At 56.6% G+C, this 25,441-nt stretch carries 17 protein-coding genes and 1 rRNA gene (1 of these 18 cut by a window edge); 8 read left to right on the forward strand and 10 right to left on the reverse strand.

What is annotated here, in order from left to right; all coding sequences use genetic code 11:
* Window positions 1-66: 66 nt before the first annotated feature.
* A complete protein-coding gene (locus tag DSM3645_RS24105) occupies window positions 67-498 on the forward strand; it encodes a universal stress protein (RefSeq protein WP_002655240.1) in 432 nt (143 codons plus the stop codon).
* 74 nt (window positions 499-572) lie between these two features.
* Here DSM3645_RS24105 and DSM3645_RS24110 read toward each other — a convergent pair whose 3' ends face one another.
* From DSM3645_RS24110 to DSM3645_RS24120, 3 genes are all read right to left on the reverse strand, one after another.
* Window positions 573-1,262, reverse strand: coding sequence for a DUF1559 family PulG-like putative transporter (locus DSM3645_RS24110; RefSeq protein ID WP_002655241.1), 690 nt, complete (start codon window positions 1,260-1,262; stop codon window positions 573-575).
* Between the two features lie 87 nt (window positions 1,263-1,349).
* Window positions 1,350-2,081, reverse strand: a complete 732-nt coding sequence (locus DSM3645_RS28925) for a DUF1559 family PulG-like putative transporter (RefSeq protein WP_050769499.1) — start codon at window positions 2,079-2,081, stop codon at window positions 1,350-1,352.
* 27 nt (window positions 2,082-2,108) lie between these two features.
* A complete protein-coding gene (locus DSM3645_RS24120; protein ID WP_050769500.1) occupies window positions 2,109-2,867 on the reverse strand; it encodes a DUF1559 family PulG-like putative transporter in 759 nt (252 codons plus the stop codon).
* Between the two features lie 212 nt (window positions 2,868-3,079).
* Here DSM3645_RS24120 and DSM3645_RS28930 point away from each other — a divergent pair, with 212 nt between their 5' ends.
* A complete protein-coding gene (locus tag DSM3645_RS28930; RefSeq protein ID WP_002655244.1) occupies window positions 3,080-3,685 on the forward strand; it encodes an RNA polymerase sigma factor in 606 nt (201 codons plus the stop codon).
* Entirely contained in the window at window positions 3,678-4,343 is a 666-nt protein-coding gene (locus tag DSM3645_RS24130; RefSeq protein WP_040352979.1) for a hypothetical protein, read from the forward strand. The genes DSM3645_RS28930 and DSM3645_RS24130 overlap by 8 nt, the downstream gene beginning before the upstream one ends.
* An 82-nt stretch (window positions 4,344-4,425) precedes the next feature.
* Here the strand turns inward: DSM3645_RS24130 and DSM3645_RS24135 are convergent, their stop codons facing one another.
* From DSM3645_RS24135 to DSM3645_RS24160, 5 genes are all read right to left on the reverse strand, one after another.
* A complete protein-coding gene (locus DSM3645_RS24135) occupies window positions 4,426-5,574 on the reverse strand; it encodes a GNAT family N-acetyltransferase (RefSeq protein WP_002655247.1) in 1,149 nt (382 codons plus the stop codon).
* 303 nt (window positions 5,575-5,877) lie between these two features.
* Window positions 5,878-6,393, reverse strand: a complete 516-nt coding sequence (rimI, locus tag DSM3645_RS24140; RefSeq protein ID WP_040352980.1) for a ribosomal protein S18-alanine N-acetyltransferase — start codon at window positions 6,391-6,393, stop codon at window positions 5,878-5,880.
* 160 nt (window positions 6,394-6,553) lie between these two features.
* Complete coding sequence (locus tag DSM3645_RS24145; protein ID WP_002655249.1) at window positions 6,554-12,925, reverse strand: hypothetical protein; 6,372 nt, start codon at window positions 12,923-12,925, stop codon at window positions 6,554-6,556.
* A gap of 1 nt (window position 12,926) precedes the next feature.
* A complete protein-coding gene (locus DSM3645_RS24150; RefSeq protein ID WP_002655250.1) occupies window positions 12,927-16,301 on the reverse strand; it encodes a hypothetical protein in 3,375 nt (1,124 codons plus the stop codon).
* A 554-nt stretch (window positions 16,302-16,855) separates the two neighbouring features.
* Complete coding sequence (locus DSM3645_RS24160) at window positions 16,856-17,287, reverse strand: response regulator (protein WP_040352983.1); 432 nt, start codon at window positions 17,285-17,287, stop codon at window positions 16,856-16,858.
* A 229-nt stretch (window positions 17,288-17,516) separates the two neighbouring features.
* Between DSM3645_RS24160 and DSM3645_RS28935 the strand changes: the two genes are divergently transcribed.
* The 4 genes from DSM3645_RS28935 to DSM3645_RS24180 all read left to right on the forward strand — a co-directional run bounded on the left by DSM3645_RS28935 (window position 17,517) and on the right by DSM3645_RS24180 (window position 22,478).
* Window positions 17,517-18,584 (forward strand): tetratricopeptide repeat protein, encoded by a 1,068-nt coding sequence (locus DSM3645_RS28935; RefSeq protein WP_002655252.1) that lies wholly within the window; start codon window positions 17,517-17,519, stop codon window positions 18,582-18,584.
* 469 nt (window positions 18,585-19,053) lie between these two features.
* Window positions 19,054-21,141 (forward strand): elongation factor G, encoded by a 2,088-nt coding sequence (gene fusA, locus DSM3645_RS24170; RefSeq protein ID WP_002655253.1) that lies wholly within the window; start codon window positions 19,054-19,056, stop codon window positions 21,139-21,141.
* A gap of 168 nt (window positions 21,142-21,309) precedes the next feature.
* The gene (locus tag DSM3645_RS24175) at window positions 21,310-21,861 is read left to right on the forward strand and encodes a hypothetical protein (protein ID WP_131282817.1); all 552 of its coding nucleotides are present in this window, start codon (window positions 21,310-21,312) and stop codon (window positions 21,859-21,861) included.
* A 23-nt stretch (window positions 21,862-21,884) separates the two neighbouring features.
* On the forward strand, window positions 21,885-22,478 hold the full coding sequence (locus tag DSM3645_RS24180) for a 5-formyltetrahydrofolate cyclo-ligase (RefSeq protein WP_002655255.1): 594 nt from the start codon (window positions 21,885-21,887) through the stop codon (window positions 22,476-22,478).
* Here the strand turns inward: DSM3645_RS24180 and DSM3645_RS24185 are convergent.
* Both DSM3645_RS24185 and aroH read right to left on the reverse strand, forming a co-directional pair.
* The gene (locus DSM3645_RS24185; protein ID WP_161603412.1) at window positions 22,475-23,287 is read right to left on the reverse strand and encodes a cysteine peptidase family C39 domain-containing protein; all 813 of its coding nucleotides are present in this window, start codon (window positions 23,285-23,287) and stop codon (window positions 22,475-22,477) included. The two genes, DSM3645_RS24180 and DSM3645_RS24185, sit on opposite strands and share 4 nt — an antisense overlap.
* 477 nt (window positions 23,288-23,764) lie before the next feature.
* On the reverse strand, window positions 23,765-24,196 hold the full coding sequence (gene aroH, locus DSM3645_RS24190; protein WP_002655257.1) for a chorismate mutase: 432 nt from the start codon (window positions 24,194-24,196) through the stop codon (window positions 23,765-23,767).
* Between the two features lie 507 nt (window positions 24,197-24,703).
* Between aroH and DSM3645_RS31040 the strand changes: the two genes are divergently transcribed.
* Window positions 24,704-25,441: ribosomal RNA gene (locus DSM3645_RS31040) — 16S ribosomal RNA — on the forward strand; it runs 860 nt beyond the window's last position.

Here is a 25,441-nt window from a genome sequence, read left to right on the forward strand (position 1 = left end):
GCGCCAACATCTGCGTAAAATCTAGGCAAGGGATCTCACTTTGCTGGAAGCAACAAGGAACTTCTCATGACCTGGCTCGCCCAACCGCCGATTGTTGTACCGTTTGACTTTTCCCCGGTTTCGAAGGAAGCGGTTGGCCGAGCCATCGGTTTGCTGGGCGATCCTAGCCGAGTTCACGTGGTCCACGTACTGGGAGAACTTTCGCCCGCCGAGCCCGGCGAAATGTGGAACACGGTCGACCACGCATCGCGAACCAAGCACGCAACCGACGCGATCATCAAGGAGATCGGCAACGAGGTGACGATCAAAGTGCTGTTTGGCGACGCCGGGCACAAGATCGTCGAACATGCCGATGAGATCGACGCCAAGCTGATCATCATGCCTTCGCATGGCCGTAGCGGTCTACTGCGCGTTCTATTGGGTTCGGTGACCGATCGAGTTGTTCGCTTGGCGCATTGTCCGGTGCTGGTGTTGCGACCGGAGAAGCCGAAAGCGTAAGGGTTTCTCTTACAATGTCTTTGCGTAAAAATGGGCGTTGCAGCTTCGTACGCCACGACGCCCGATACCATGCGTTAGTCGTCACCGGCGCGTGTCGTCCAGGCTTTCAACTTTGGCAGATCGCTTTGTTGCATAGTTAGTATCGATGTGTCGGCTTTCATGACCAAGGTCTCGCAATCGCGAGCGCCGATTGCCGACTCGCCGGCCAGAAAAGATTCGGGCGACGTATCATCCGGTTGCGTCCAGACAACCGGCTCGCCAAAGTTCTCGACGACCATTGCCGTATTGGCCGTCCCGTCGGTGATACCGTGTAAGGTCATCTTCTGGACCATCGGATCAAAACAGGTTCCCGGTCCGGCGATCGCCTGATACGTCGTGGTGGTGCTGTCCTCGTCAATAATCTGTGGGTTTTCGTAAGTCAGCGGTCGCTTGTGGATCAGGCCAATATTGTGGGGGCCATCCCAGGGCTCGCTGAAATCGTATTGATTGTAGAGGTCGCTGCGCTCGAGAAACGGCAGAATGAGAACGCGCCATGAATGCATCGGCTGGCCGTCTTCATCGGAGATATAGGCCGGCGGTAATGATCCATACGTTTCGTGATAGTTGTGCAGCGCTATCCCAATTTGCTTCAGATGCCCCACCGAATTGATCCGCCGAGCGGTCGCTCGCGCCTGATCGACCTCGGGCAATAGCAACAACATCAGTCCCCCGCAGGTCAGCGCCGCCGCCAAACAACCGACCATGACAATCGCGATGACCACCATTAGATTTGATTTGCCCTTGCGCCGGCCAACGAAGAATCGCTTATTCACTACAAAAGCCCAATCGCTGGATTTGGAGCAAGGGATACATCAACGCGATGGCACAACCTCTCCGCCGCCGCGAGTCGCCGCAGACTTCAGCAAACTCAGGTCTTCTTTCTGAATGCGGCGCACGCTGCCGTCGACCATCACCACGACAACAATATCGCGCGGAGCATTGTAGAGCGGCACGCCGGCTGCGACGTCGTCCCAATTCATATCAACCGGCTTCGTCCAAGGAACGGGTCGCCCGAGATTTTCGATCACCAGAATCGTATTGGGCGTTCCGTCGGTGATGTCAGGAAATTTCACCGGCCCAAATTCAGGATCAAAAACCGCGCCGGGCGCAGCGATTACCTGACACGTCGTTAAACCGGGATCATCGGTTTCCAGTCGCGGATCTTCATAACATTCTGGAAGCTCTGGCAGCAATTCCAGGTTCTCTGGCCCATCCCAAGGCTGGGAGAAATCATATCGATCGTAAAGGGCGTGTTCTTCCAGAAACGGCAAGATCAAGACGCGCCAAGAATGCATCGGTTTGCCATTTTCATCCGCTAGATAAGCCGGCGGGAAGGCACCAAAAGTATCGTGATAATAGTGCAGCGCCAGAGCGATCTGTTTCAATTCATTCGATACGTTGATGAACCGAGAGACATCGCGCGGCGTCGAAACTGCTGGGTATAGGACGTATGAAAAGAGCCCAAACGCCAGCGAGGTGATTCCGCACGTAATCAATGGCCACCGCGAAGGGCGCGCGTTCTCTGTATCGTGATAAGAGGACATCAAAAGCAGGGCTTCAACTTAGCTTTGTTAATAATTCGAGAGCGCTTCGCCGCCGTTGCGTGTTGAAATATCGTGGAGCGTTTGCGGCGCCGTGTTTTCGCTGATGAAATGGACCGATCCGTCCGCCATCAAGATTTGCGTGCCGCCGACCGGGCCGTTTTCAAAGGGAATCCCTTGTACGAAGGCATCTACATTCGTATCGACCGGGCGAAGCCAGGGGACCATGGCGCCGGTGTTCGCGACAACCATGGCGGTATTGGAGGTCCCATCGGTGATGTCCATAATTCTTGTATTTGTCGCTTCGCTTAGAATGGTGTTGGCGTCGGACAACGCTTGGTACGAAGTCGCTCCTTCACCGGGACTGGTCACCGTCGGATCGTTGTAGGTTTCCGGCATCTGCGACATCAGCAAGCGGTTATTGGGGCCATCCCACGGCTCGTCAAAATCATATTGGCTGTAAAGCATCTGCTGTTCGAGGAACGGCAAGATCAACACGCGCCACGAGTGCATCGGAGTTCCATCTTCATCCGCTAGGTAGGCGGGGGGGAACGAGCCATAGGTGTCGGCATAGTTGTGCAGCGCCAGGCCAATTTGTTTCATATTGTTCGTCGAACTCATTCGTCGAGCAGCGGCCCGGGCTTGCTGCACCGCCGGCAGTAGCAGCGCCACCATGATTCCGCTGCACATGAGCAGCGAGACACCGACCACGACCAGCACAATCACGATTACGGCTGGATTCGTAGCGCCAGTTCGGCGACAGTAGCGGGAAGTAACCAACCGAGACATGATTCGATTCCTATCGGCGTCAAAGGGGAATAAGCCTGAATCTTACCGCATCTTTGAGGGGGGTGGAACTCTTTCTGACGGAGTTTCCATTGATGTTCTCCGCTCAATCGTAAAGAATCAAAGGTATCCAATCGACTCGATGGGCGCTATTACCTTATTGACAGGTATTCGCCCAAAAATCAGCCCCTACCGCTCCCTTCCCGCCTAGCGCCATGACCTCGACCCCAGAGCAACCGACGGACGGCGAATTGCTGACCGCCGTTTTGGCGGGCCAGCGAGAAAAATTTGCCGAGATTGTCCAGCGGTATCAATCGCCGCTGCTACGCTTGGCGATGAGTCGACTCGGGCGACAGCAGGAAGCGGAAGACGCCGTTCAGCAAACATTTTTGAATGCGTTTCGCTGGCTCGATACCTATGATTCGCGATATAGCTTTCGGACTTGGCTCTGGACGATCCTGATTAACAACTGCAACCGACTGCACCAAAAGTCGGCGCGCCGGGCCGAGACCGAAGTGGGGGACAGCCCCGTGATTCAATTTCAGGCCGATGATGCGGCGGCCGAACCGCTGGCGGCGATGATAACGGCCGAAAGGCATGAACATGTCCGCCGCTTGCTGACCGAGTTGACGCCGTCTCAAGCCGAGGCGGTCCGCTTGCGATTTTTCGGTCAGATGAAGTTCCAAGAGATCGCCGATTCGCTGGGATGCACCCTTCCGGCCGCTAAGGCCCGAGTTCGTAAGGGAATGATTCGCTTGACCGAGCTTCTAACGGCCGGCACTTTATCCGCTGGTCGAGTTGGAGATCACTTTGATGATTAGTCGTTCTGACGCTTTTCGCCTGACCACGTGCGACGACGTTTTTGATGTCCTCACCCGAGCGCCCTTCCCGAGCGGCGATCCGTCGGTGGACGTGAGTGTCGAAAAGCATTTGCGCTGCTGCCATGACTGTCGGACCCTGGCCGAGGCGCTGCGGCCCGCAACCAGCGAACTTGCGGAAACGCTGCCGGAGGAAGCAAGCTGCTTGCCGCAGGTGGACGGCGACTTCTGGCGCGGCGCCGAATCCGCTTGGCAAGATCCGCAGACAAACAAGTCACAGCCGAATTCTCTCTGGCTGAATATTGCGGTACCGGCAGCGGCGACGCTAGTCGCACTGTTGGTTTTGGCGACCTATTGGGGATCGGTGGGCCAACCCTTGCCAAACGGGGGCAACGGTCGCTCGTTGGCGAACGCTCAGCTAGAAGCCGAGCGATATCTGATCAACCTTTCGCTGCCGGCCGTCTGTCTCTCGCAAAGGCCAGCTCGCACTTCCGAAATGGTCGTGCAGGCAGTCGCTTCGCTCGACGCGTCGCCGCTGGCGCATTTGACATGCTGCAGCGAGTGCCATCATCGCTCTGGCGACCGGCAACCGGCGGCGACATCGTCTCCTGCGGCGATCGTGGCCGCAGCCAATAGCTGTCAGGCTTGCCACGCTCCGTAGTGGTCGTGAATGATCGCTGGGCGAGCTTCGAAGCGGTTTTGTCACTCGACGCCGTCCGCTTTTTTTTCGCTTGGGCGAACTTCTAAAGCAGATCGACCGTTTGCTGCGCGCGGGTTTGATCGGCCCTGCGCGAAGGCCGGCCGTTTTTCCACCAATGGGACCAACGCAAAATCTGGCTTTTGGGTTCAAAGGTGGGATAGTGCGTCACCCGGCCGATCGGCGCGAGTCGTGTGAGCCAACTGCGTTTCGCGTGAATCGATCCGGCGCCCAAGTCAATCAAACGATCGCGGCGGCGGCAACTGTCTTCAATCGTGACCGCGGTAGCGACAGTTCCGATCCCTAGCTCATGAATCTCGGGCAAGCTGCCGCGACGCAATCCATAGACTTCACCGTCACGGTGATAGTTGTAGAGAAATGCGGATGGCCGTCCATCGACATAGATCAGGCACAGATCAAGCATTCCCAATTCGGCCGCCGCTTTATGGGTCTCGCGAAAAAAGCCGCTTACTTCTGGGTGAGACAGCGTATTACCGTAGACGGAAGCGCCTTGCCAACTGGTAAGCGCAATGTGGTAGGCCTGACCAAACAGATCCCACCGCGGATCTCCGTCTGCGGCCTCGAGACCTTGGGGTCGATAGCGCAACATTTCCATCCGGCCCTGGCGGCGCACGCGGCGCGTTTTCCGACGGATCTCGCTGCGAAATTTGGGACTGCGCGTCGCCAGGTACTTTTCCCAACTTTCCGGCACGTCGATCAACGACGTTTCGTTCCAAACGCCGCGATGAGCGGTCAGACCTCCCATCGACATTGCGCTAAAAGAGAGATCGTCTTCGATGTCGGCAGTCGCGAGCCATCGCAGATCAAAGAGTTCCCAGTCGCGCGGAGTCTCACGGATATGGCGACAAGCGGCGCCTAGCGTCTGATTGCGATCGACCCCGAGCGGTCCGTAGTAGCTTCCCCATTCTGAAAGCGGATAGGTCAAGACACGGACCGGACCAAGCCGCGTTTGCTCGCGAACCACCGTCAGCGGAACTATGCCGACGATGCGATCCGCATCCAGCACGATCAAGACGCGCAGACGTTGATCCCGGCCAAAGTGGCGCCAGTAGATTCGAAGCCAGTCAAGCGTTTGAAAAAAACTAGCGTGCGGCGTTTCTAGCCATAGTTTCCGCCAGTTAGCGCGGATCGTCGCCAGGGCTTCGATTTCGTTGATTTCAACTACGCGGAGCATGAATCTCGGACTATTCGGAGGGGGCGTTAGATACTAATAGCCTACGCCCCAAAACGCTCTAAATACGGGGCGCCGCGATGCGAATCCCCCCTTTTCGGTCGATTCAACCGGACTAATCCGACTCGTCGGTTTGTCGCGCAAATTCGGCGTGGACCGACCCCAAGACGGACTTTCTTGCGGAAGTCAAAGTGGAGAACGCCGCCAGACCGGGGAACATGACGGCAGGAATCGCCGCCGCCAAGAAACGACAAGAGACGTATCGGCGTTCGACACGTCTCTCGTCTTGTTTCGGGAAACTGCCGCTTAGCCAGCCAAGCGGGCGATTTGCGAGCCGGTTTCGGTTTCGACCGGTTGTTGAAATCGATACTGCATCAAGTAGGCGTCTTCGGTCGTGTCTTCGTAGAAATCACGCAAAACCGAGATTGCTTTGAAGCCTTCCTTGCGGAAAAAGAGCTGGGCGTCGAGGTTCGTTTCGCGCACTTCCAACAAGATTTGCGAACGACGATGCGGCGAAAGCTTGCTAGCCAGCTTGGCGATCATTTGCGATCCGATATTCATGCGGCGGCATTTAGGATCGACCGCAAAGTTCATCACATGCAATCGGGTGCGATGCAGCTGATAAATCATGAAGCCCACAATGCGCTCGTCATGCTCGGCCACCATGCCGATGCAATTTCGTTGACGCAGGCATTGGATGAAATCATCTTCGCCCCAAGGGAATTCAAAGCTGGCCCGTTCAATCTGCAATACTTCCGTCATGTCACGACGGATCATCCAGCGAATGTGCACCGGCAGGTCTTGTAGTCCAGAGAGAATCATTCCGGCCTCCTTCCATGTTAGCCAGCAGAGTCAGGAGGCGATGTCTTTCGCCCCGCGAAGAGTGTCGAGCAGGTACGGTAACAAATCAGATTCAATCCGCCAAGATAGAAGTATCGGACGACCTAACGTTTGGCGATGTAAATTTTCGCTAGAGGTCGAGCTAGCGTCGAGTTTTATGGACGCTGCGTTCCAACTTCCCCATAAAAGATCTTCCCGATTCCGTTGCATTTCTCCGTCCCCAGTGAAGCGGGGAGGCCGCCAAAACGAACACCGCCGCAACGATCCAGCCAACAAACGCAGGTTGCAGAAACAGCCCCCAGGCGATGCCGGCGGCGGCGCCCAAAGCGTGAGGCCAACGCGACATCCAAGCGGCGGAGATGTCAATCCATTCAGGCTGTCGCCAAAGCAATCCCAACAGCGCGATCGATGCTAGCACGCCGCCTGCAACAAGCAGCGGACGTCGCCAATCGACGGCCCAATTTGATTTTTTCAATTGCAAGCGAATGACATCCGCCTTGCCGTACAAAACGTGGCTCCAGGTCTCCGGCGCACTCTGTGGCTTGATGCCTGTTTTGGCGATTTCGGTCTGCAGCATGGCTAGTTCATCGCCTGAGGTCGCCTCGCGAAATTGACGTTCGGGGGCGAAGCGATCTCCCTGCACTTCGCCTAACAACGTCACCAGCGAACGCCAGGCGTTATCGGCCGCTTGCAGACGTCGCTTTTTCCAAGCGTCGATCTCGCTTCTGGATGCGTCGCTGTCGCGGATGCCGCGCTTCCAATGTCGCCAGGCTTCGGCAAATCGAACGGTGCGCCAATCCACAACGGAAAGCGGGGAAAAATCGGCTTGCAACGGTTTCTCGCTCTCGACGCGCCAAATGGGGGTCGGAGTCATCGCCAGCGAATCAAACGTCAAGACATCGAGCGGACGAGTCGCGGACGACGACGCTGGATAGACGTACGCGATTTGCAACTCTTGCGGCAGGGATCGCGATAGCAGCGGAGCCGTCACGCCGCCCTCCTCATCAGCGGTCGTGGAAACCACTTTGCCTTCGATCGATGTCGAAAGCAACTTTGCTCCAGCCGGCAAACGAAATCGAAGAAAATCACTCCCCTCGGGAGACAAATAAATTGACGTCGATGTCAAATAGGTCAACGCATCGGCGACCTTCACATCATGCCGCAGCGACAGGATGCGCGGCGTCTCCTCAATGGGCAGCAAGCCGACAACGCGGCATTCGTAGCTTCCCGAAAGTGACTGGTAGACCTGACTTCCGGGCGGAACGTGCATCGCAAACCAGCTATCCGGAAAAGCGACCGATTGAAGCTCGCGCGTTCCCCAAATAATTTGTTGCGAATTGAAAGAACGGGGCACGGCGACATATTGCGGCGGATACTGCCCCAACAACCGCACAGGACGAATCACCAGATCGCCGGTGCTAGGAGTCTCGACATCGGCGACCAGGCTAAGTTGAAACTCTTCGGGAAGCGGGCGCAAAGGTCGTAACCGCCAGATGACGCCTGCGGCGCCCAGCGAGCGCTGCGTGATGTCAAAACCAAGCAGCGACGTCGATTTCAACTTGTAGTTGGCTGGAGCCAGAAACTCGAATTGGTCGGGCGCAGTTCTTTTTAACCGCAAGCGGCAATCGATGCGAACGGTCCACCCCTCTTCGTCTCCCTTGGCGGACAGGAGCATCTCGCCGCCGAGCTCCACGTTGTTTCGTCGGATGGTCAACTGCATCACGCCGCTGGGATCAAGCACGCGATAACTGCCGTAGGCCACTCCTTGGACCGAGTCCAACGGCTGGGCCGCTTCGCTAGCGGCGGTGTCGAACATCGGAGCGCCGATTTCTGGCAAGCGTCGCAAGCGAACGTCTGGATCGTGGGAAATGTGCAAATACGACGAATCGATTTGCGCGTCGACGACACGCGGCGCCTCTATCTGCAGCGCAATCGCCATGTCCGTTTCAAAATGCCCTTCGATCCGTAACTCGGCCAACGCCCGCAGCGGCGCAGCGAAAAAGAGGGACAAACGCGAAGTTGGTTCGTCGTATTGCCAGACGACTTCACGGACGACGCCATCGGAGATAAACGCGACATCGTCTACGCGCCACCCCTTGGCCATCTCCAACGAAAAGGAAGTCAGTTCGCCCGCCAACGCTTCTAGTTGCAAATCGAGTCGATAGTCGGAGATTTGCGATCCAACATGCACGTACTGATTGGCCGTGATGAACATTCGGGAATCAACCGGCCGCACTTCAACCACGGCCGGCGTCGTCGCTTCGTTGCTCAGGTCAAATGCACGTCGTAAACCGTCAATCGGCGCCGGCCATGCTTCGGTAAAAGCAGGCGTCGCGATGGTCGCCAGACTATTCGCTTCTTTTCGCCAGGTCGTCGCTACGCTGGCCGGCGCTGAGATCGCCGTCCAACGTTCCTTTGTCTCGGCATCTGCAACGGTAACGCTGGGAAGATCAAAGGATCCTAATCCGCTTGACTGGTCCAGCGTGAACGAGAACTCCAAGGCGACCGGTTCGGCGATCGGCGGTTCAAAAGTCGCCGACAATCCGTCCTCCGAGGCTGTGATTACGGCGCCAGGCAATTTCACTTCGTTCCAACGCAGTCGCGGATCAAATTGGAGGCGGCACGTTTTGATTTCACCGCTGATCGGCGTCAATTGAATCCGACTTATTAACGTTGGCGAAGGTTGCCCAAGCTGGAAAAGATCGACCTGCTTCGCATGAAATCGACCATCCTGCGAATCGGCGGTTGGTATCCAGCTAATTTGGCGGACCGATCCCAAGGGAACGCTGGTAAAGGTCGAGAGCGATTGGAAAGGAAGCGGCTTCCCATCCGCTAGGATTTGCGCGATCGGTTTGCTGGCGATTGACTCGTAACGCAGTTCCGCGTTCAAACACACGGGGGTTTCCCAAGCGACGCTTTGATTAGCGGGAAGCTGAGCGACGATCTTCACGCGATGATCGCCGGCATCATCAAACACGATCGTCAATTGTTCCTTTTCTGCGAAATCGTCCATCGACAAGGGGATCTCGTCCACCAGAACCGATTGGACGCCCGCCAGAAAATCAGCGCTAAGCGGAAGGGCGAACGAAGTCCCATTGATCGTCGACGTAACCTCAAACAAGCCGGCGACGCTAAAAACTTCCGGCATATTGGTGGTCGGAGGCGAAATCCGCCAAGACGCCGCGGTCACATCGACGCGTTGCGACATGTAAATCGGATTCTTCGAAGCGGTGAAGAGATAGTCGTACAAGGCCTGAGGCAAATAGACGTCGCCGGTCGGCTTTTTCTCGCTGTCAATCGGAATCCAAATTGGATAGGTCACGGATTTAACATCGGTCGCAGCCGGCTGCTGAGCGCAGAGCGACGTCCCCTGCAGCAGAAAAACGAAGACCAGCAAATATCCGGCGGCGGTGCGAACGCTGTGTGAATCGCTCGACTCCGTTTCGCGCCACGAGGTCGCAAACCAGCGCACGATGACGCCTGCAACCAATCCTTGCAACAAGCCGGCGGTAATCGGCGCGAGCGTTGTGGGCAGCAAGATCGCCGCAAGCGCGATCACCAAGGCGGCGACCAGCAAACCAATCCGCCGCCGAGGGGTCAACCAGCCGGTCAAAAATGAGATCCCCAGCATCGCATAACCCAACGCCTGAATCTGCTGCGGATCAACGGCCCAAATCGAATCAGCCGGACCGTCGATTTCCAACTTGCGCAGACGCGTAAAGTCTCCGTTGGGAACGTACAAACCATGGAGAAACATGGCGCGTAAGTGCGACGACAACGACTTATCCCAGGTAAACAACGTCAGCTGCGACGTCTCGATGTTCGTGATCGATTGCAGGAGGTCAAAACTGGTCTGCGGTCGCTGCAGTGCGAAGGGACGTAACAGCGGAAATCCTGATGCCGCCGTTTTGTAGCGAATGGAGCAAACTTGCGTCCGCGCGTCGCCGTAAATATCGACTTCGTACCGATCGTCTCCCCTTGCCGCTGCGACAACCGGCTGGCCATCCAATTTGACCGCTAGCAAGTGGCATTTCGACGGGAACTGAAATTCCAGTTTCCCGGTATGGGAAGCGATCAAGCGATAGTCAGCGTCGACCAGGACCGAATCATGACGAAGGTCATAACGATAGTCGGCCAGTTCCGCATAGGGAACAAGCTCCACGGGCTCCTTATCAATCGTTAACAACGGTCCCCCGTCCAATTCATTAACGCGCGAGACATCGCTCGACCGATAGCGAAACTCGCGATTTTGCAGATGGTCGTCAGTCGGAGCGGCGTTCTCATAGACCGGCGAGAGCGGAAAGTCTTCGCCAACGGTCAACCGCCAACGGCGAGGCGCGGCGACGTCCAGCTGATTGGTCTGCGTTGTTCCTTGCGGAGTCGCTAGTAACACAGGAGTAACGCTGTCCGAAATCGGTCGCGTGATCTCGGTCGACAACGTCGCGGGAAAGCGTGTCCCCGGCGGAAGACGCAATTCATACGCCGCCAACTTAGACTTTTCAGCGCCTTTGGATGTCAACGGCACGCAAGTCACGGCCATCCCGTCATTTAGGCGCCAATTTTGCAGTTCGGCCGCCGCTTCCGTCGCGTGCAACACGATCGGCTCTGTGAGATCACCGGCGCCATCTACGTGAATCGCAATGTGTTCTTTCATTCGGTCGCCGCGCAGCAACACGTCGCTACGTATCGCCATGCGATAGCCGCCCCGTTTCGGAACCGCGAGCACGACGGGATCGCCGTAGCGGGGCGAACTCGCAGCGAACACCAGGCTGTTCGATTGCTTCGCTTCGCCTGGCAGCAGAAGTTTCGTCTCATCTGACAGCATGGTTCCGTCGACCAGCAACTCAGCCGACTCCGGCGAGGGACGCAACTCAAGCGTTTCATCCGCCGAGATGCGAATCCAATCCGCCAGCACGTTGCTTTCGAATTGCATCGGTTTCAGTTTGCGCGTGTCGTATCCGATTTCAGTATCACGCCGTGGCCGTGAAAACTTGCCGCGTAGCGTGACTGCCTCGGTCGACGTGATCGGTTGTTTGAGCCGAACGTGTAGTCGACCATCGTCGTCGATATACCACCGATCCAGCGGCGCTTCCGCCGAATCGGTGGCCAGCGAATCGACTTTCCAGTCGTTCGTTAATGGTCCAAAATCAAGTTCAAGCGTTTCTCCCTTGTCCGCCGAGATGATCGCCGTGGTCTGGGCGACAAGTTTGGTCGGCCCAATGTGGACCGAATTGCCCACGCGATATCGCAAGCGAGGCTCAATCCGAGTGAGAGAAAAGTCAATCGAAGCCGAGGGAGCAAACAGCACGAACTGAGCCGTTGCGTGACTCTCGTCGATACTTTCCTCAAAGCGGAGTTGTTTCCCTTGGCGCACATTCAGCGTGGTCATGCGCCACGTGTCATCCAGCGAAACCATCAGTTCCGCTTCTTGCCACACCGCCGGATCAGCCGTCAAAAGAGGCGCTTGGAGCGTCGCAGGCGAGCTTTCCACCGGAACGACGCCCGAAAACTCAAACTCGGTAAGTTGCTCTACATTTTCGGGCAAGCGAACGGTCAGTCTCCGTTTGCCCGCTTCGTTCGGTGGAGATTGCTCCCAGGCGACCGGGCGGCGACCTTGCTGACGGTCGACCAGATGGACGCCGGTTAAAATCAAGCGAGCGTCGCTGGATAGTTCAAACTTGCGCAGCGGTTCGGCAGTTGAAACGCAGATAAATCGAGCCATAACCGAGATGCTCGCCGCGCCGACTTTGTAGTCGCAGTGCTGAGCGACATGCAGCGGTGACGCCGAATTGGCGCTGCGACGGTCAACGATTCTAAATTCAATTTGGCCCAACGCGTCAGGCAGCAGCAGCCATTCTCCTAGTTCATCATCCTCGTCGCTGGCCGATTCGATTTCCTGCACGATCCCAATATCGGCTTGAATCTGCTGATCCGCACCCAGATGAAGATGCAAACTCGACGACGCCGCGGGGGGCAGCCGTAGCGAAAATTCTCCCAATTCGGATGCGACGGCGCGCCAGCGGAACTTGGGCGCGGCTTCCGCCGCCCAGACGCCAACTTCGCCGTTGCTGACGCCGGGGCGACTGACCGACGCTTGATTCGAAATGGCCATCGGGGCCAACAATTCCAGCGGAGAGAACTCGAGATTGGTTCCTTCGAACGAAACAAACTGTTGTTGCTGGTCAAAGTCTTCTTGAGCCAGCGACAGTTCAAAGGTCGCTTCTCCTTCGATCATGCTCTCGCTGACGCGGCCCACCAAATCGGTGCGGCGAATTCGCGCAACATCGCCGGGACCGCCGCGCGTCGCTCGAATTGCCTGAACTCCTTTTTCAAAGTCGCTCAGCCGAATGACGGGCGCGTAGATGAATCCGTTGCGTGGCCAAATTTTCTCTTGCCCAACGGGGACGTAGAGCCGACGAAATTCGATCGGCGCAACATCGTCGTCGCACCTAGCGAGCGATCCTCCCAACACCGTCGACAACAGCGCCGTTATCACTAACATCGATCGCGACATGCTACGCCTCCGCCGAAGAGGACTTCAGAAGTGCGGAGCCAGCCGTTGTCGAAGCCGGTTCTTGCGGTTCGGTGGGCAAAGCGCGCATCTGCGACTCTGAGCCGGTCCGGCGCACGACGGTGCGTGACGGCCGACGCGTTCCCAAGGCGAAATACAAGACGATCGAGAACAAGCTGCAGGCCAGGCCGATCGCCGCCATACCGCCCAGCAGAACCGCGTGATGCGGGTAAAAGAGCGCCATCGCCGCCGCGACGGCGACCAGGACGCCCACGACCGACGCGCGGCGCAAATGCGGCAGATAAAAAAGTCCCAGTCCAATCGCCAAGGTGACGCCGCCAAAGGCCAACATCAAACTGCGGCGACGCACAAACCAGGGGCGGATCGATTTTGGAGCGCCGATCGAACTGTAGAGATATTGGCTCATTCCCGGCGGAAACTGATCTTGCTCGCTCGCATTTGCCCAGCTTTCTAATCGATCCTGATGAATTCGTTCGATCGGAATGTAGCTAAGTCCGTCCCACTCCCAGTTCATCTCTTCGGCCAATCCCGGCGCCGACAGGCAAAACCAATCGCTTGGGCAGGCCAATTGATAGTAAACCGGCTCCAGATAGACTGCATCCTCCAAAATTGGAGCATGCAGCGCGGCGCCGCTTTCAAGCCCCATCCCTTCGATCTCGTACCAGACTTCCAGCGTATCCATCGCCGTCGTGCGCGACAGTTCTGACGGATCGATTTGCAGCGTGATTCCGTCGGACTCGTCGCTCGGAATCTGGCGCGACTTCCAGTTGGTTTCAAACGTTTTCGCTTCGGCTGGCAAGTGCAACGTCAGCGACGGCTGCCTCGTCTGCAGCAGGAAACACGCGCGGGTGCGACGATGATCGGAGGTCAACGCTTCCTGGATCCAACAACGCTTGACGCGCGTTCGTAAATCGCCGACGCCGCCGGGGCGCTTAGAGAACTCCAAGGTGACAGCGGTCGGCGCGGCGCTTTCGCTGGTCGCGACCGACTCCAATTGCAACAAGACGTTGGCGTCGGAACTCCGCACTTCGGCCCAGGCCGGATCAGGTGCGACGACCTGGATGCCGGTATGTGACGAAATTGAAAGTTCGGTAGGGCGGATCACCATCTTGACGGGGCCTGACGGCGATTCGTCCGCCGCGAGTGAAATCAGCGGAATGGTCGTAATCATCGGCGCCAATTCTCCAGAGCTGGCCAAAGCGGCGCCGGGCGAGCTGACCTTATATTCCAGCGTCAATTCCGCTTCGGATGGTTGCCCCAATACGTCAATTCGCAGCGCCGATTCCGTTCCGTCCGGCGGCGATTGCAGTTGAGCGTACCCGACTTCTTCTCCATCTAGGCGAATCACCAAATCGGCCAGCGCAGATCGGGGCGCGCCATGCAGTAGCAAATTGCCGACTCCGCCGTAGAACGCATGAATCTTGAACGTTTGCACCACTTGGCAACGCGAATCGAGCGGCGCTGCGTCCAACGCCTGGAGCGGCGGTTCGATATCAATCGCCGCCCGCGGCGTCACAAATAACTGCTGTTCGATTTTTTCGAGCTCCAATCGCAACGGCTGCGCCTGTTCGGACGGGGACATCCGCAAATGGAGGCGTTGGGCGCCAAGGTTTTCATCTTGGGCAAGCACGTCGATTTGGTAGGGAGAGTCCAAGCCAAATTCGGGAATCGCTTTCAGGTTCGGCGCGGTGCGTAAAAGGATCGAAGCGGCGGTAGGTTGCGTTATCTGAGGTCGAATCATCGGTAGCGAAACGATCCCCATTTCGTCCATCTGCAGCGGAAGAGTCGCCGTGAACGACACTCGCGCTAATCGCGCCGTCGTCGTTGTTCGATCCATGCTGGTCGACAGCAGCGGCGCGCTCCATTGGCCCTCGACCGTATCCACTTGGGCCCAATCGACGTCGCTTTCTTTAAACTTCACGACGCTTTCCCAACCGTTCAGATCAAACGTGATCGATTCGCTGTATGATTTGGGAACCGAGAAGACAAAGTCGGCGTCGACCTGAGCGACGGTCTCGTTGATCACAAACTGATAGGCGGCGCTGGTCGCCTGCAGGATCGGCTGATTCGTCGTCGCTTTGATTTCTAACTCGGCAGGCTGCGCGGCGTAAGAGAACGCGGCGCGCTCATCCATCGATTCGCCGACCGTCTCGCGGCGATAGTTGCGCATGCTCCAGCTTGCGATGACGTTCTCACTGTATTTGAGTCGCAGCTCCCCTTCCTGTTCCTTCGCTTGCCAGACGTCGAAGAGCCCGGCCTTGATGCGGCTTTCCTGCGTGTCGGCGCCGCCGATCTGACTCGTCTTTATTTCGATTTCGCGGGTAGCCAGCTTGTTGGAGATGTTAGTGAATTCCACCCGAATGAATCGCTGCTCGATCCCTTCTCCTTGCGGCAAGAAGACCTCGCGCAGTTCATAGTCGACCGTCTGCGAAGGAGGAAGCCATTCGGCGTCGTCGGCGATGCGAACGTCAAACGATTCGATCGGAACTCCGTTGAGCGAGGTGACTTGCAGATTGGCGGTCGTCTTCAATTGCAAATCGTCTTCAATCGTCGTCACGATATCGCCGGTCGCGCGCAGGATAGCGACATCATCCTGCATAGAGCGACGATTCGAGCCCCAGGTCAGTTGCATCGTGCTGCTGCCGGTCAATTCCACCGAAACGAGCGTCGCATCCTCTTGATGTTCGGTCGCCGTGACGATCGTGTTTCCGGTCGGCGTCGCAACCACATCGGGCGGAAGCGACAATTGCATCTGAAACTGAGTCGTCGACGCGACGTTTAAATTGAATCGGACTTCATCGCCGTTCGATTCGGTCCGCACGCGAGCATTGAGCCGCACTTCCACCTTATGCGGCGACTCGCTCGACTCGTTTTTCAGCCAAAGATTATATTTGCCCGTGCTTGAATCGGGCTTGATGACCCATTCCGATTTGTCCGACACGGTCGGCGATCCGCGCAACCCAGCCCCGGCGAGCCCCAACGAGGTCTTGATCCACCCCTGCTCATGCAACTCGAAATGGTAGGCGAGAACGAGATCCACGAACCCGTCCGCCGCTTTTCCTTCGACATCGACCAAATTGAGCACGTATTTCGGCAGCCCAGAGCCGCCGCTATTTTTGCGGTCGCCGTTGTACCACTTCATGTATTCCTGGTACGAGGACTCGACGATGAACTTGTACTCATTGTCGGCGGTCGGCAGATAATAGAGCGTCTCCCCTTTATCCGCGACGCTGGCTCGCGTCCCTTCCGACTCTGGAGTCATCTGGGCGGCGGCGCTGCTCGCATACATGCAGCACGCGAAGGCGGCAATCAATGCGACCAACTCGGCGCGCGACGGCCTAGCGGGAATTCGAAACATGGACGATCGAGTTCTGCGAAAAGCGAGGAGAATCCAGGAGCGCCGAGACAAGCGAGGAAGTGACGCCTCTTTCAATTTATTCAGAACCGCCCCGCTTGGTCCCACGAATTTCGCTGCGGAAGCGAAACGGTAAAGAAACCCCTGACGACTAGTTAGATTATAGCAGTTGGGGCGTTCCGAGCGATCTTTCGACACCGCCCGCGAGAGAAAAAAGAACAGGCAGCTCCCCCTTCCCCAGAAGGGAGACGGGCCGCGAGTTCGCCAACCTGCGCAGCACAAAGCGACGACCTACAGGCCGTCGCTTTCGGCGTATTGCGTTGATCTTTTAGAAAGGCGATTCGGCAGATGAATCACTTCTTGCGATGACGAATCTTCGCACGCATGCGTCGCTTTTTACGACCAATTTTCCGCCGACCTTTTCCCGTTTTCTTCGTTCCCACGAACTTCTCCGGACGTATAAGGACCTTTGACGGTCCCTCTGCAAAACTTAATGTTGAGTGGAAGGAGGATAGGATATCAAACTTCCTACCCCCTTTTCAACCACCTACACGCGTTTACCAGGGAGATGTTTCGTCCAGAGCCCGTTCTAGCAGGGCAATTAACGCTGCGGGGTCGTATGGTTTTTGTAGAAAAAAGCGAGCTCCACGGCGGCGGGCCGAGCGAACCAGGTCCGCTCGTTGCATTCCACTGACCAAAATAATGGGCAATTGATGCGTCCGCTGAGCGTCCGAAATCTCTTCGCAGATATCGAGCCCGCTGGCGTCCGGAAGATCAATGTCCAGCAGCAGCGCCGAGATTTGCTCGCTGGCCGCAAAATGCAGGCACTCGCCCCCGAGACCGGTGTCGATGGTCTCGAACCCGTTCTTTTGTAAGATGATCGCCAGCACTTCGCGTTGCGTCACGTCGTCATCACAAATCAGCACGCGTCCACGCGAATGTCCGCTGTCAGAAATCGGTTCTAACTGCGGAATATTCTCCATAATCATCATTTGGCTCCCTGATGTAGCTGGCGCGTCGCTCAACCGTACACCAGGACTCGATGCTGTCAAAAAGAAACGGTTGCGAAAAAGAAACATTGGCGCGGTGCGGCCCCGCTGAGCCGCTGCAATCGTTCAAATCCTCGCAGTCGAACTAGAAAGTGGCCGTAAATCGCGATAACTTGAAGAGACAGCCCTCAAACTCTCGTCGCAATTTCTCTCAGTCCCGGAAGAACTCATGCGCGCTATCCTCCTGACCATCTCCATCGCACTTCCGCTGCTCTTCTCCTGCTTGTCCCCTGCACTAGCGGACGACTCGGAACAGATCAATGCGTTGGTGCGATCCGCCGCCGAACAGAGCAAAGCCGCCAAAAGCGAAGTCGAATACGCCGCGATCATCAGCATTTGCGAAGAGGCGCAGACCCTGACGCTGCCGACCGAGCACGAGAAGTACTTCCACCAATTGCAGGCCTGGGCGCTCAACAAACGGGGCGAAGCCTTAGCCGACAAAGCCGCAGCCGCGACCGACCCAGCCGATGTCGCCAAGCTTGACGAAGCGGCGTTGGCCGACTTTGACGCGGCCGTAAAGCTGCAACCTAAGTTGGCGACCGCCGTTCACAATCGGGGAGTCAGCTTAGCCGCGGCAGGCAAAAGCGATGAAGCGATAAAGGATTTCGACTTGGCGATTTCGCTCAATCCCAACTACCCCAATTCGTGGTTCAACCGGGGCGAACTCCACTATCAAGCTGGCCGGATGCGACAAGCAATATCGGACTACAGCCGCGCTATCCAGCTAAAGCCAACCGATGCAGGCGCCTTTAACAGCCGCGGCAACGCCCAATATTTGTCCGAAAACTATCAGGCCGCGCTGGCCGATTTTGGCCAGGCGATCCGCATCGCTCCGAGCGACCCGCTTGGCTACGCCAATCGCGCCGACGCTTATAGCGATCTGGGCTACTGGGAGCGCGGACTGCAAGATTACCGCAAGGCGATCCAACTCGATCCGGAATTGGCGCGAGCCAAACAAGGCATGGCCTGGGTGCTAGCAACTTGCCCGCAATCGAACGTCCGCGACGCCGATTTGGCGCTGCGATACGCCGCCGAAGCGGCCGCTCAGATCGAAACGCCCGATGCTCGGTACCTCGACACGCTTGCCGCCGCCCAAGCAAACTTTGGTCAATTTGACGAAGCGGTAAAGACGGCGGAACAGGCCAAAACAATTGCGACCGAACCTCACGCCATCCAAGTGGAAGAGCGTCTCCAACTCTATCGTACCGAGCAGCCTTTTCGCGAACCTGCAAGGTAATTCCCGCTTCTAAGTAAAAAGTAAATGAATTTTGTCTACCGCGAAGGAAGATTCGTGACTAGACTTTGCGGAAGAACCGGGGATAATGGAAAGATGCGTGCCGTTGACCGCAGCCTGCCGCAATAGGCGGTGGACTCCCCGGCTAAAGCGGTAGCTCTTAAGTACTTACGTTTTTACGAGACGCGATTCCCATGTTTTTTGTCGTGGAAACTCGACTGCCGAAACGCCGCCCAATCACGGTCGGTCCAGGAATTCGCGCCTAGCCCGGCGTTTGACATGCGCAGCCTACGGACGGCCGAAGTGACCTAGTCCGTTTCGCCCAATCTATTAAGATTGTCTCGCGCAGGTCCACCGCACGGCTCCCTTTCTCGGGACCTCTCTCCTCTGACCTGTGTCGGATCCCATAAATTAAAGCGTTCGCGCTTGAGTTGTTTTCCTTCAACCTCGACCTTTTTTGAACTCCTTTACTATGAACCTCGCCAAACTGCGAAACATCGGTATTTCCGCTCATATCGACTCTGGAAAAACGACTCTGAGTGAGCGCATTCTGTTTTACAGCGGTCGCATCCATAAGATCGAAGACGTCCGCGGCGGCGGTGACGGCGCTACCATGGATCATATGGAGCTCGAAAAAGAGCGCGGCATCACCATCACCAGCGCGGCGACCAGCGTCGAATGGAAAGGGTACCCGATCAACTTGATCGACACCCCGGGCCACGTCGACTTTACGGTCGAAGTAGAGCGTAGCCTCCGCGTGCTCGACGGCGCCGTACTCGTCCTTTGCTCGGTCGGCGGCGTGCAGGCCCAGTCGTTGACGGTCGATCGCCAGATGAAGCGCTACAAAGTGCCCCGCTTGGCGTTCATCAACAAGATGGACCGCACCGGCGCCAACCCCGACAAAGTTATCCAGCAGATGCGCGACAAGCTAAATGTCGACGCGATCGCGTTCCAGATTCCGATCGGGCTGGAGGACAAGCTGGAAGGGGTCATCGACCTGGTCGAGATGAAAGCCTATTACAACGACGGCGATCAAGGCGAAATCGTCCGCACCGAGGAAATTCCGGCCAACTTGCTCGAAAAGGCGCAGGAAGCTCGTCAGCACATGCTCGAATCGCTCTCGCTTTACAGCGACGAGTTGATGGAACTGCTGCTAGCCGAAGAAGAGCCGACCGCCGAACTGGTCCACAAGGTGACCCACGATGCGGTCCTCGGTCTGAACATTACGCCGGTCTTCATGGGCTCGGCCTATAAGAACAAGTGCGTTCAACCGCTGCTTGACGCGATTACGCGGTACCTGCCTTCGCCTTTGGAAGTTGAATACAAAGCGAAGGACGTCGAAGACCCGACCGTCCTGATTCCCCTTTCGTGCGAAACCGATGCGCCGTTTGTCGGCATGGCGTTCAAGATTGTGGAAGATCCGTACGGTCAGCTGACTTTCATGCGTATCTACCAAGGCAAGATTGAAAAAGGCAAAGGCTACGTCAATCAGCGTACCGGCAAAACCGATCGCTTCTCGCGTATCGTGCGAATGCACTCTGACAAGCGTGAAGAGATCGATGTCGCCACCGCTGGTGACATCGTCGCCGTGATGGGCATCGACTGCGCGTCTGGCGATACCTATGCGTCGGAGCGAAATTACTGCTCACTGGAAAGCATTTTTGTGCCGATCCCGGTGATCAAGATTTCCGTCGCGCCAAAGAGCCGCGACGACAGCGACAAATTGGGCAAAGCCTTGCAGCGTTTCCGCAAGGAAGACCCCACGTTCCACGTCTTCACCGACGAGGAAACCAAAGAAACGCTGATCGCAGGCATGGGCGAGCTGCACCTGGAAGTTTATGTCGAGCGGATCAAACGCGAATACAAGGTAGAAGTCGTCACTGGCCCGCCGAAGGTTTCGTATCGCGAAGCCCCGACCAAGGCCGTGGAGTTCAACTACAAGCACAAAAAGCAAACCGGCGGTTCTGGCCAATACGGCCACATTGTCGGCGTCATGGAACCGATGGAAGATGGCGGCGAAGGTTTTGTGTTTGAAGACAAGGTTTCGCAAGGGCGCATTCCCAAGGAATACATCCCGGCGGTCCAAAAGGGCTTCGAAGACGTGCTGCTCAAAGGTCCGGTCGCCGAATTCCCGGTGGTCGGCCTGAAGGTGGTCCTGCAGGACGGTTCGTACCATGACGTCGACTCGTCAGAAATGGCCTTCCGCATTTGTGCCCAGGGCTGTTTCCGCGAGAACTTCATGAAGATGAAGCCGACCTTGCTAGAGCCGATCATGAAGGTCGAAATCGAAGTACCGGAAGAGTACCAAGGCCCGGTTACCGGCGATGCGATTGCGAAACGCGGCATGGTGACCAGCACCGACTCGAACGGCGAAACTTCGGTCATCACGGCCGAAATTCCGCTCTCCTGCATGTTTGGCTACTCGACGATCCTGCGCAGCATGACGCAAGGGCAAGGAACATTCAGCATGGAGTTCGACAGCTACAAGCCGACTCCGTCGAATATCCAAGAAGAAGTCGTCGCCGATCGCTTGAAAGAAAAAGCGGCCAAAGCGAAGTAGTCTTCGCTATGGCATTTGACAAACGAATAGCCCCGTTCGCCATGTGCGAACGGGGCTGTTTTATTTCGAACCGTCAATCAAGGCGTTCGCTCGCGAACTCGACCAATTTCGATTACGCTACCTGCTAGTGTGGACTGGAACCAAGGCTTCCCAGAGCGGACCAAACTCGTGTCGACTATTTGCAGCAATTGCGGAGAAGAGCTGATCGGCGCCGTCAATCGTTGCTGGCGTTGCGGTCGAGATTTCGAGATCGACGCGCTCGCCGACATCCCGCCGATTCGCCGAATGCATATCCTGCCCACGTATCTTCACTCCAGCCCAATTGTCGCCAACGCGGCGACCTCTCCACCTGAGAGCGCGGAGGAAGAGATCATATCGGCCGAGTTGGCCAGTCCACCTACGCCGCTTCGACTTGACTCTCCATTCCTCTCGGCCGATGCAACGCCCGATAGCAAACGTGTGATCCCCTGGCTTCCAATTGCCCTGGGAACCGGAGGCTTGGGAGCGCTCCTTTGCCTGATTACGATCGCAGGCGTCCCGTTGGTTCTTCTAGCGATGGGCGTCATCATCTGGCGATCAGGCATGATTCCTGCTCGACAAGCCTGGTTCCTGCTGTTGTTAGCGGCGATACTGCTGCTTGTTGCGTCGATACGTGCGAGCGTCGCGATGCACCTCTATTTTTTCGGCCAACCCCTGTTTCCATCGTCGTTGGTTTCCTAAAGCTCCTTCTGAAATGACTGGCTGTGGCGCAGGACGCTTTACAACAAAAAAAGACTCTACGCCAAAGCTTCCTGGCTGCCCGTAATCAGTTGGGCGATCGATCAGAGCGGAGCGTAAGAATTCAGGCGCGCATCAGCAACTGGCTGCCCCAGCAATCGGCGGCGACCCTCCTGTGCTATGTCAATGCTCGCTGCGAAGTCGACACGCGGTCGCTGCTGCACCAGCTGCTCGCTGACGAGCGACGAGTCGTCGTTCCTTATTGCCTGGACGACAATCATCTAGGCCTGTTCCTACTCTCCAACATGTCGGAACTTGCAACGGGACGTTTCGGCATCCTTGAGCCGCGACACCAACTTCGAGATTCAAAGCGGATATCGCCCGTTGAGATCGACTTGGCGATCCTGCCGGGAGTTGCGTTTGACCTGCACGGAAATCGCCTCGGCTACGGCAAAGGCTATTTCGATCGATTGCTAAGTGAGATGCGACCGCAGGCCGTGACGTGCGCGCTGGCCTTTGAATGCCAGCTTACGGCCCAGATTCCGACGGAGCCCCACGACCTGCCGATCGACTATCTCGTCACGGAAGATCGCCTCATTCGATCTGCTGCAGCCAACTAGCGATTGGCGTAGTGATCGTGCAGGTTGTTATCAATCAAACCGGTCTGGCTTGCTTGATCGGTTGACAAGTAGAGAGCATTGCCGCGCCACAGGCGATCCAGCGACTCGCGCGGCCAGACTTCCACGCCGATGCTGGGGTTCGGATCGGCGATCAACACTTGACTATCATTAATCACGCCTAGGCAGATCACCGAGTGCATGGTCCCCGGAGTCCAGCCCTCTTCCACCTCCATGCCGGACGCATGCCCCAGCGTTTGCCACTGCTGAATACCGACCTGCAGCAAGACGGGACGATCCAGTTTCGCGAGTTGGTCGAAGTTGAGCTTTTCCGCAGACACATGCAGATTTGCATTCGCCGTCTTCAGCTTTAAGCCGCGGTAGATTCCCTTCCAGGAAGTTCCCTTGCGAGTAAAGCAAATCTCAGCCATCTCCTGTTCCGAGGCCGGAAGTCCATATTGCCCAAGCAGCGTTGCGGCGCAAGCTGCAGAGCACGTCTTTTGCGTGGTTTGATAACAGACCCCATCGTCGCTCCAGAGGTCGCCGCACTTCGGCGCACTGCCGAGAACCAAATAGACAGCCGCAAATCCGCCAACGCAAAGCATCGCTCCCATCGGCAGAGCTCGCCGCGCCCCTTGGTCCTGAAGTCGATTCGAGACGACGGCGGCCATTGCGGCGGCGCCGATCGGAAACCAGTTACCCAGGACCAGAAGAGACGAAAAAGGAAGCCATTTCGCCATTACTTCGCTGTCCCACAGGAACCAAGCGTAGCCCGCGATGGCGAGCACAATCATGCCTGCCAGAAGATTCAAAGAAGCGTCCGACCAATCCCTAGAAAGCGACCGCACAGCAAAGAATGCTGCTAAAGAGAGCCCAGTGACAATCGCATACGCGACATACATGTCCGTCACGGCATCGTCTCCTGCTAGAAACTGGCAATCCTTGCCCACTCCCCGAACCCCCAGCGGAGGATCCCCGCATGTGAATTCCAGATGTGTGCTTTTTGAAGATATCGTTAATTATAGGCGGTCGCAATCTGAATTATTCGGAAGTTGGCATAAGTTGCGGTACTTTCGCGCAATAGCGTCGTCACAAATCCTGATACTGCGACGAAACGGGGCGCCAACTCGTTCTACGCAACCGGTTAAGAATGGGTTGCGATTTTCATGCCAAGCGTTGGCGAGATTCTTGGGGGGACCGCTAGCGCAACCACACGGCATCGCGCCTAAATGACTATCAAACCATGGCTTACGACCATGGCACGCAATTCGGCATGCTAGCAATCGCGGCTATTTGGCGCCGCTCATCTGCGCTTCGATCCAAGCATCCAGCGCCTTCCAATCGACCGGCGGCAGGTCAGATAGGTCAGGTCGAAGCCGGACGGCCTGCTTGATATAGACGTGCTGAATATCCTTTTGACACTTAGCCGTGTTCCAGTTCAGCATGATGCGGATGCAGAGCGGTAGTGACCCCGGCACGCTGATTTCATGCGTGCAAATCAGCGGAACGTCCATCCAGCCGAGCTGGCGAGCGGCTAAAGCGGGGAACTCGGCATTAATGTCGCTGGTCACCGTAAAGATAGCGCTGCCGACATCTTTCCCTTCGATGCCGTTTTGACGAATCATCAACGCAAGCAATTCTCGCGTAGCTCGCAATATCTCTTCACGATTGTTGCTCTCGACGGTGGTCGCACCGCGAACGCCTCGGCAGGCAGTCGACATGGGAAAACGCTTCAAGAAGGAGTTGGATAGAACAAGGGTCAAGCATACCCCTGATTCGACCCTCAGAAAAGCCGCAAGTAGGTCGATCACCAGGAACCCAAAGTGGAGATCTTTCCATTTTCAGACCTCGAAAAACGCTTGTTTTATAAGGGTTTACGACACAAGTTCATGAAATCTGCACAAAAAGCCTTTGGGCCCGTTGACGCCCATCCTCAATCCGATAGGATAGACCGTCTCACTTGAAGGCATTGGCCCTGACAGTGAGGAAAACAAAAACTGAGAGACAACGTTTCTCGGGCTTTGATCTTTGACAATTTGGTTGTGACCTCTGTTAAGTTCGGCGTGAGACTGGACTTCACTGAGACCGATTCAGGCCTTCGGGCTTGAAGGAGTTTTGGAGAAGACAATCACGATGAACTGTATTTGAATTGTTTTGCAAAGAGCAGTTCAAACGCTTTAACTGTTGCTCATAAGCGTCTCACTTCGGTGAGTCGTAAAAGCATATAACAATTGAAGGGTTTGATTCTGGCTCAGAATGAACGTTGGCGGCATGGATTAGGCATGCAAGTCGCGCGATAACTGAGAGAGCTTGCTCTCGAGGGGACAGCGGCGAAAGGGAGAGTAACAGGTGGTTTATCTACCCTCGGGTTTGGGATAGCGTCGGGAAACTGGCGGTAATACCAAATAACATCTACGGATCAAAGTTCCGGCGCCCGGGGATGAGACTGCTCACTATTAGCTTGTTGGTGGGGTAATGGCCTACCAAGGCGACGATGGTTAGCGGGCGTGAGAGCGTGGCCCGTCTCACTGGGACTGAGATACTGCCCAGACACCTACGGGTGGCTGCAGTCGAGAATCTTTGGCAATGGGCGCAAGCCTGACCAAGCGATGCCGCGTGCGGGATTAAGGCCTTCGGGTTGTAAACCGCTGTCAGAGGGGAAGAAATTTTGACTGATCCTCAGAGGAAGGACGGGCTAAGTTCGTGCCAGCAGCCGCGGTAAGACGAACCGTCCGAACGTTATTCGGAATTACTGGGCTTAAAGGGTGCGTAGGCGGCCCTACAAGTCAGGTGTGAAATCCCACGGCTCAACCGTGGAACTGCGCTTGAAACTGTAGGGCTTGAGGGAGATAGGGGTGAGCGGAACTGATGGTGGAGCGGTGAAATGCGTTGATATCATCATGAACACCGGGCGGCGAAGGCGGCTCACTGGGTCTCTACTGACGCTGAGGCACGAAAGCTAGGGG

It is taken from the genome of Blastopirellula marina DSM 3645, from assembly GCF_000153105.1.
In the GTDB taxonomy this organism is placed as follows: domain Bacteria; phylum Planctomycetota; class Planctomycetia; order Pirellulales; family Pirellulaceae; genus Blastopirellula; species Blastopirellula marina.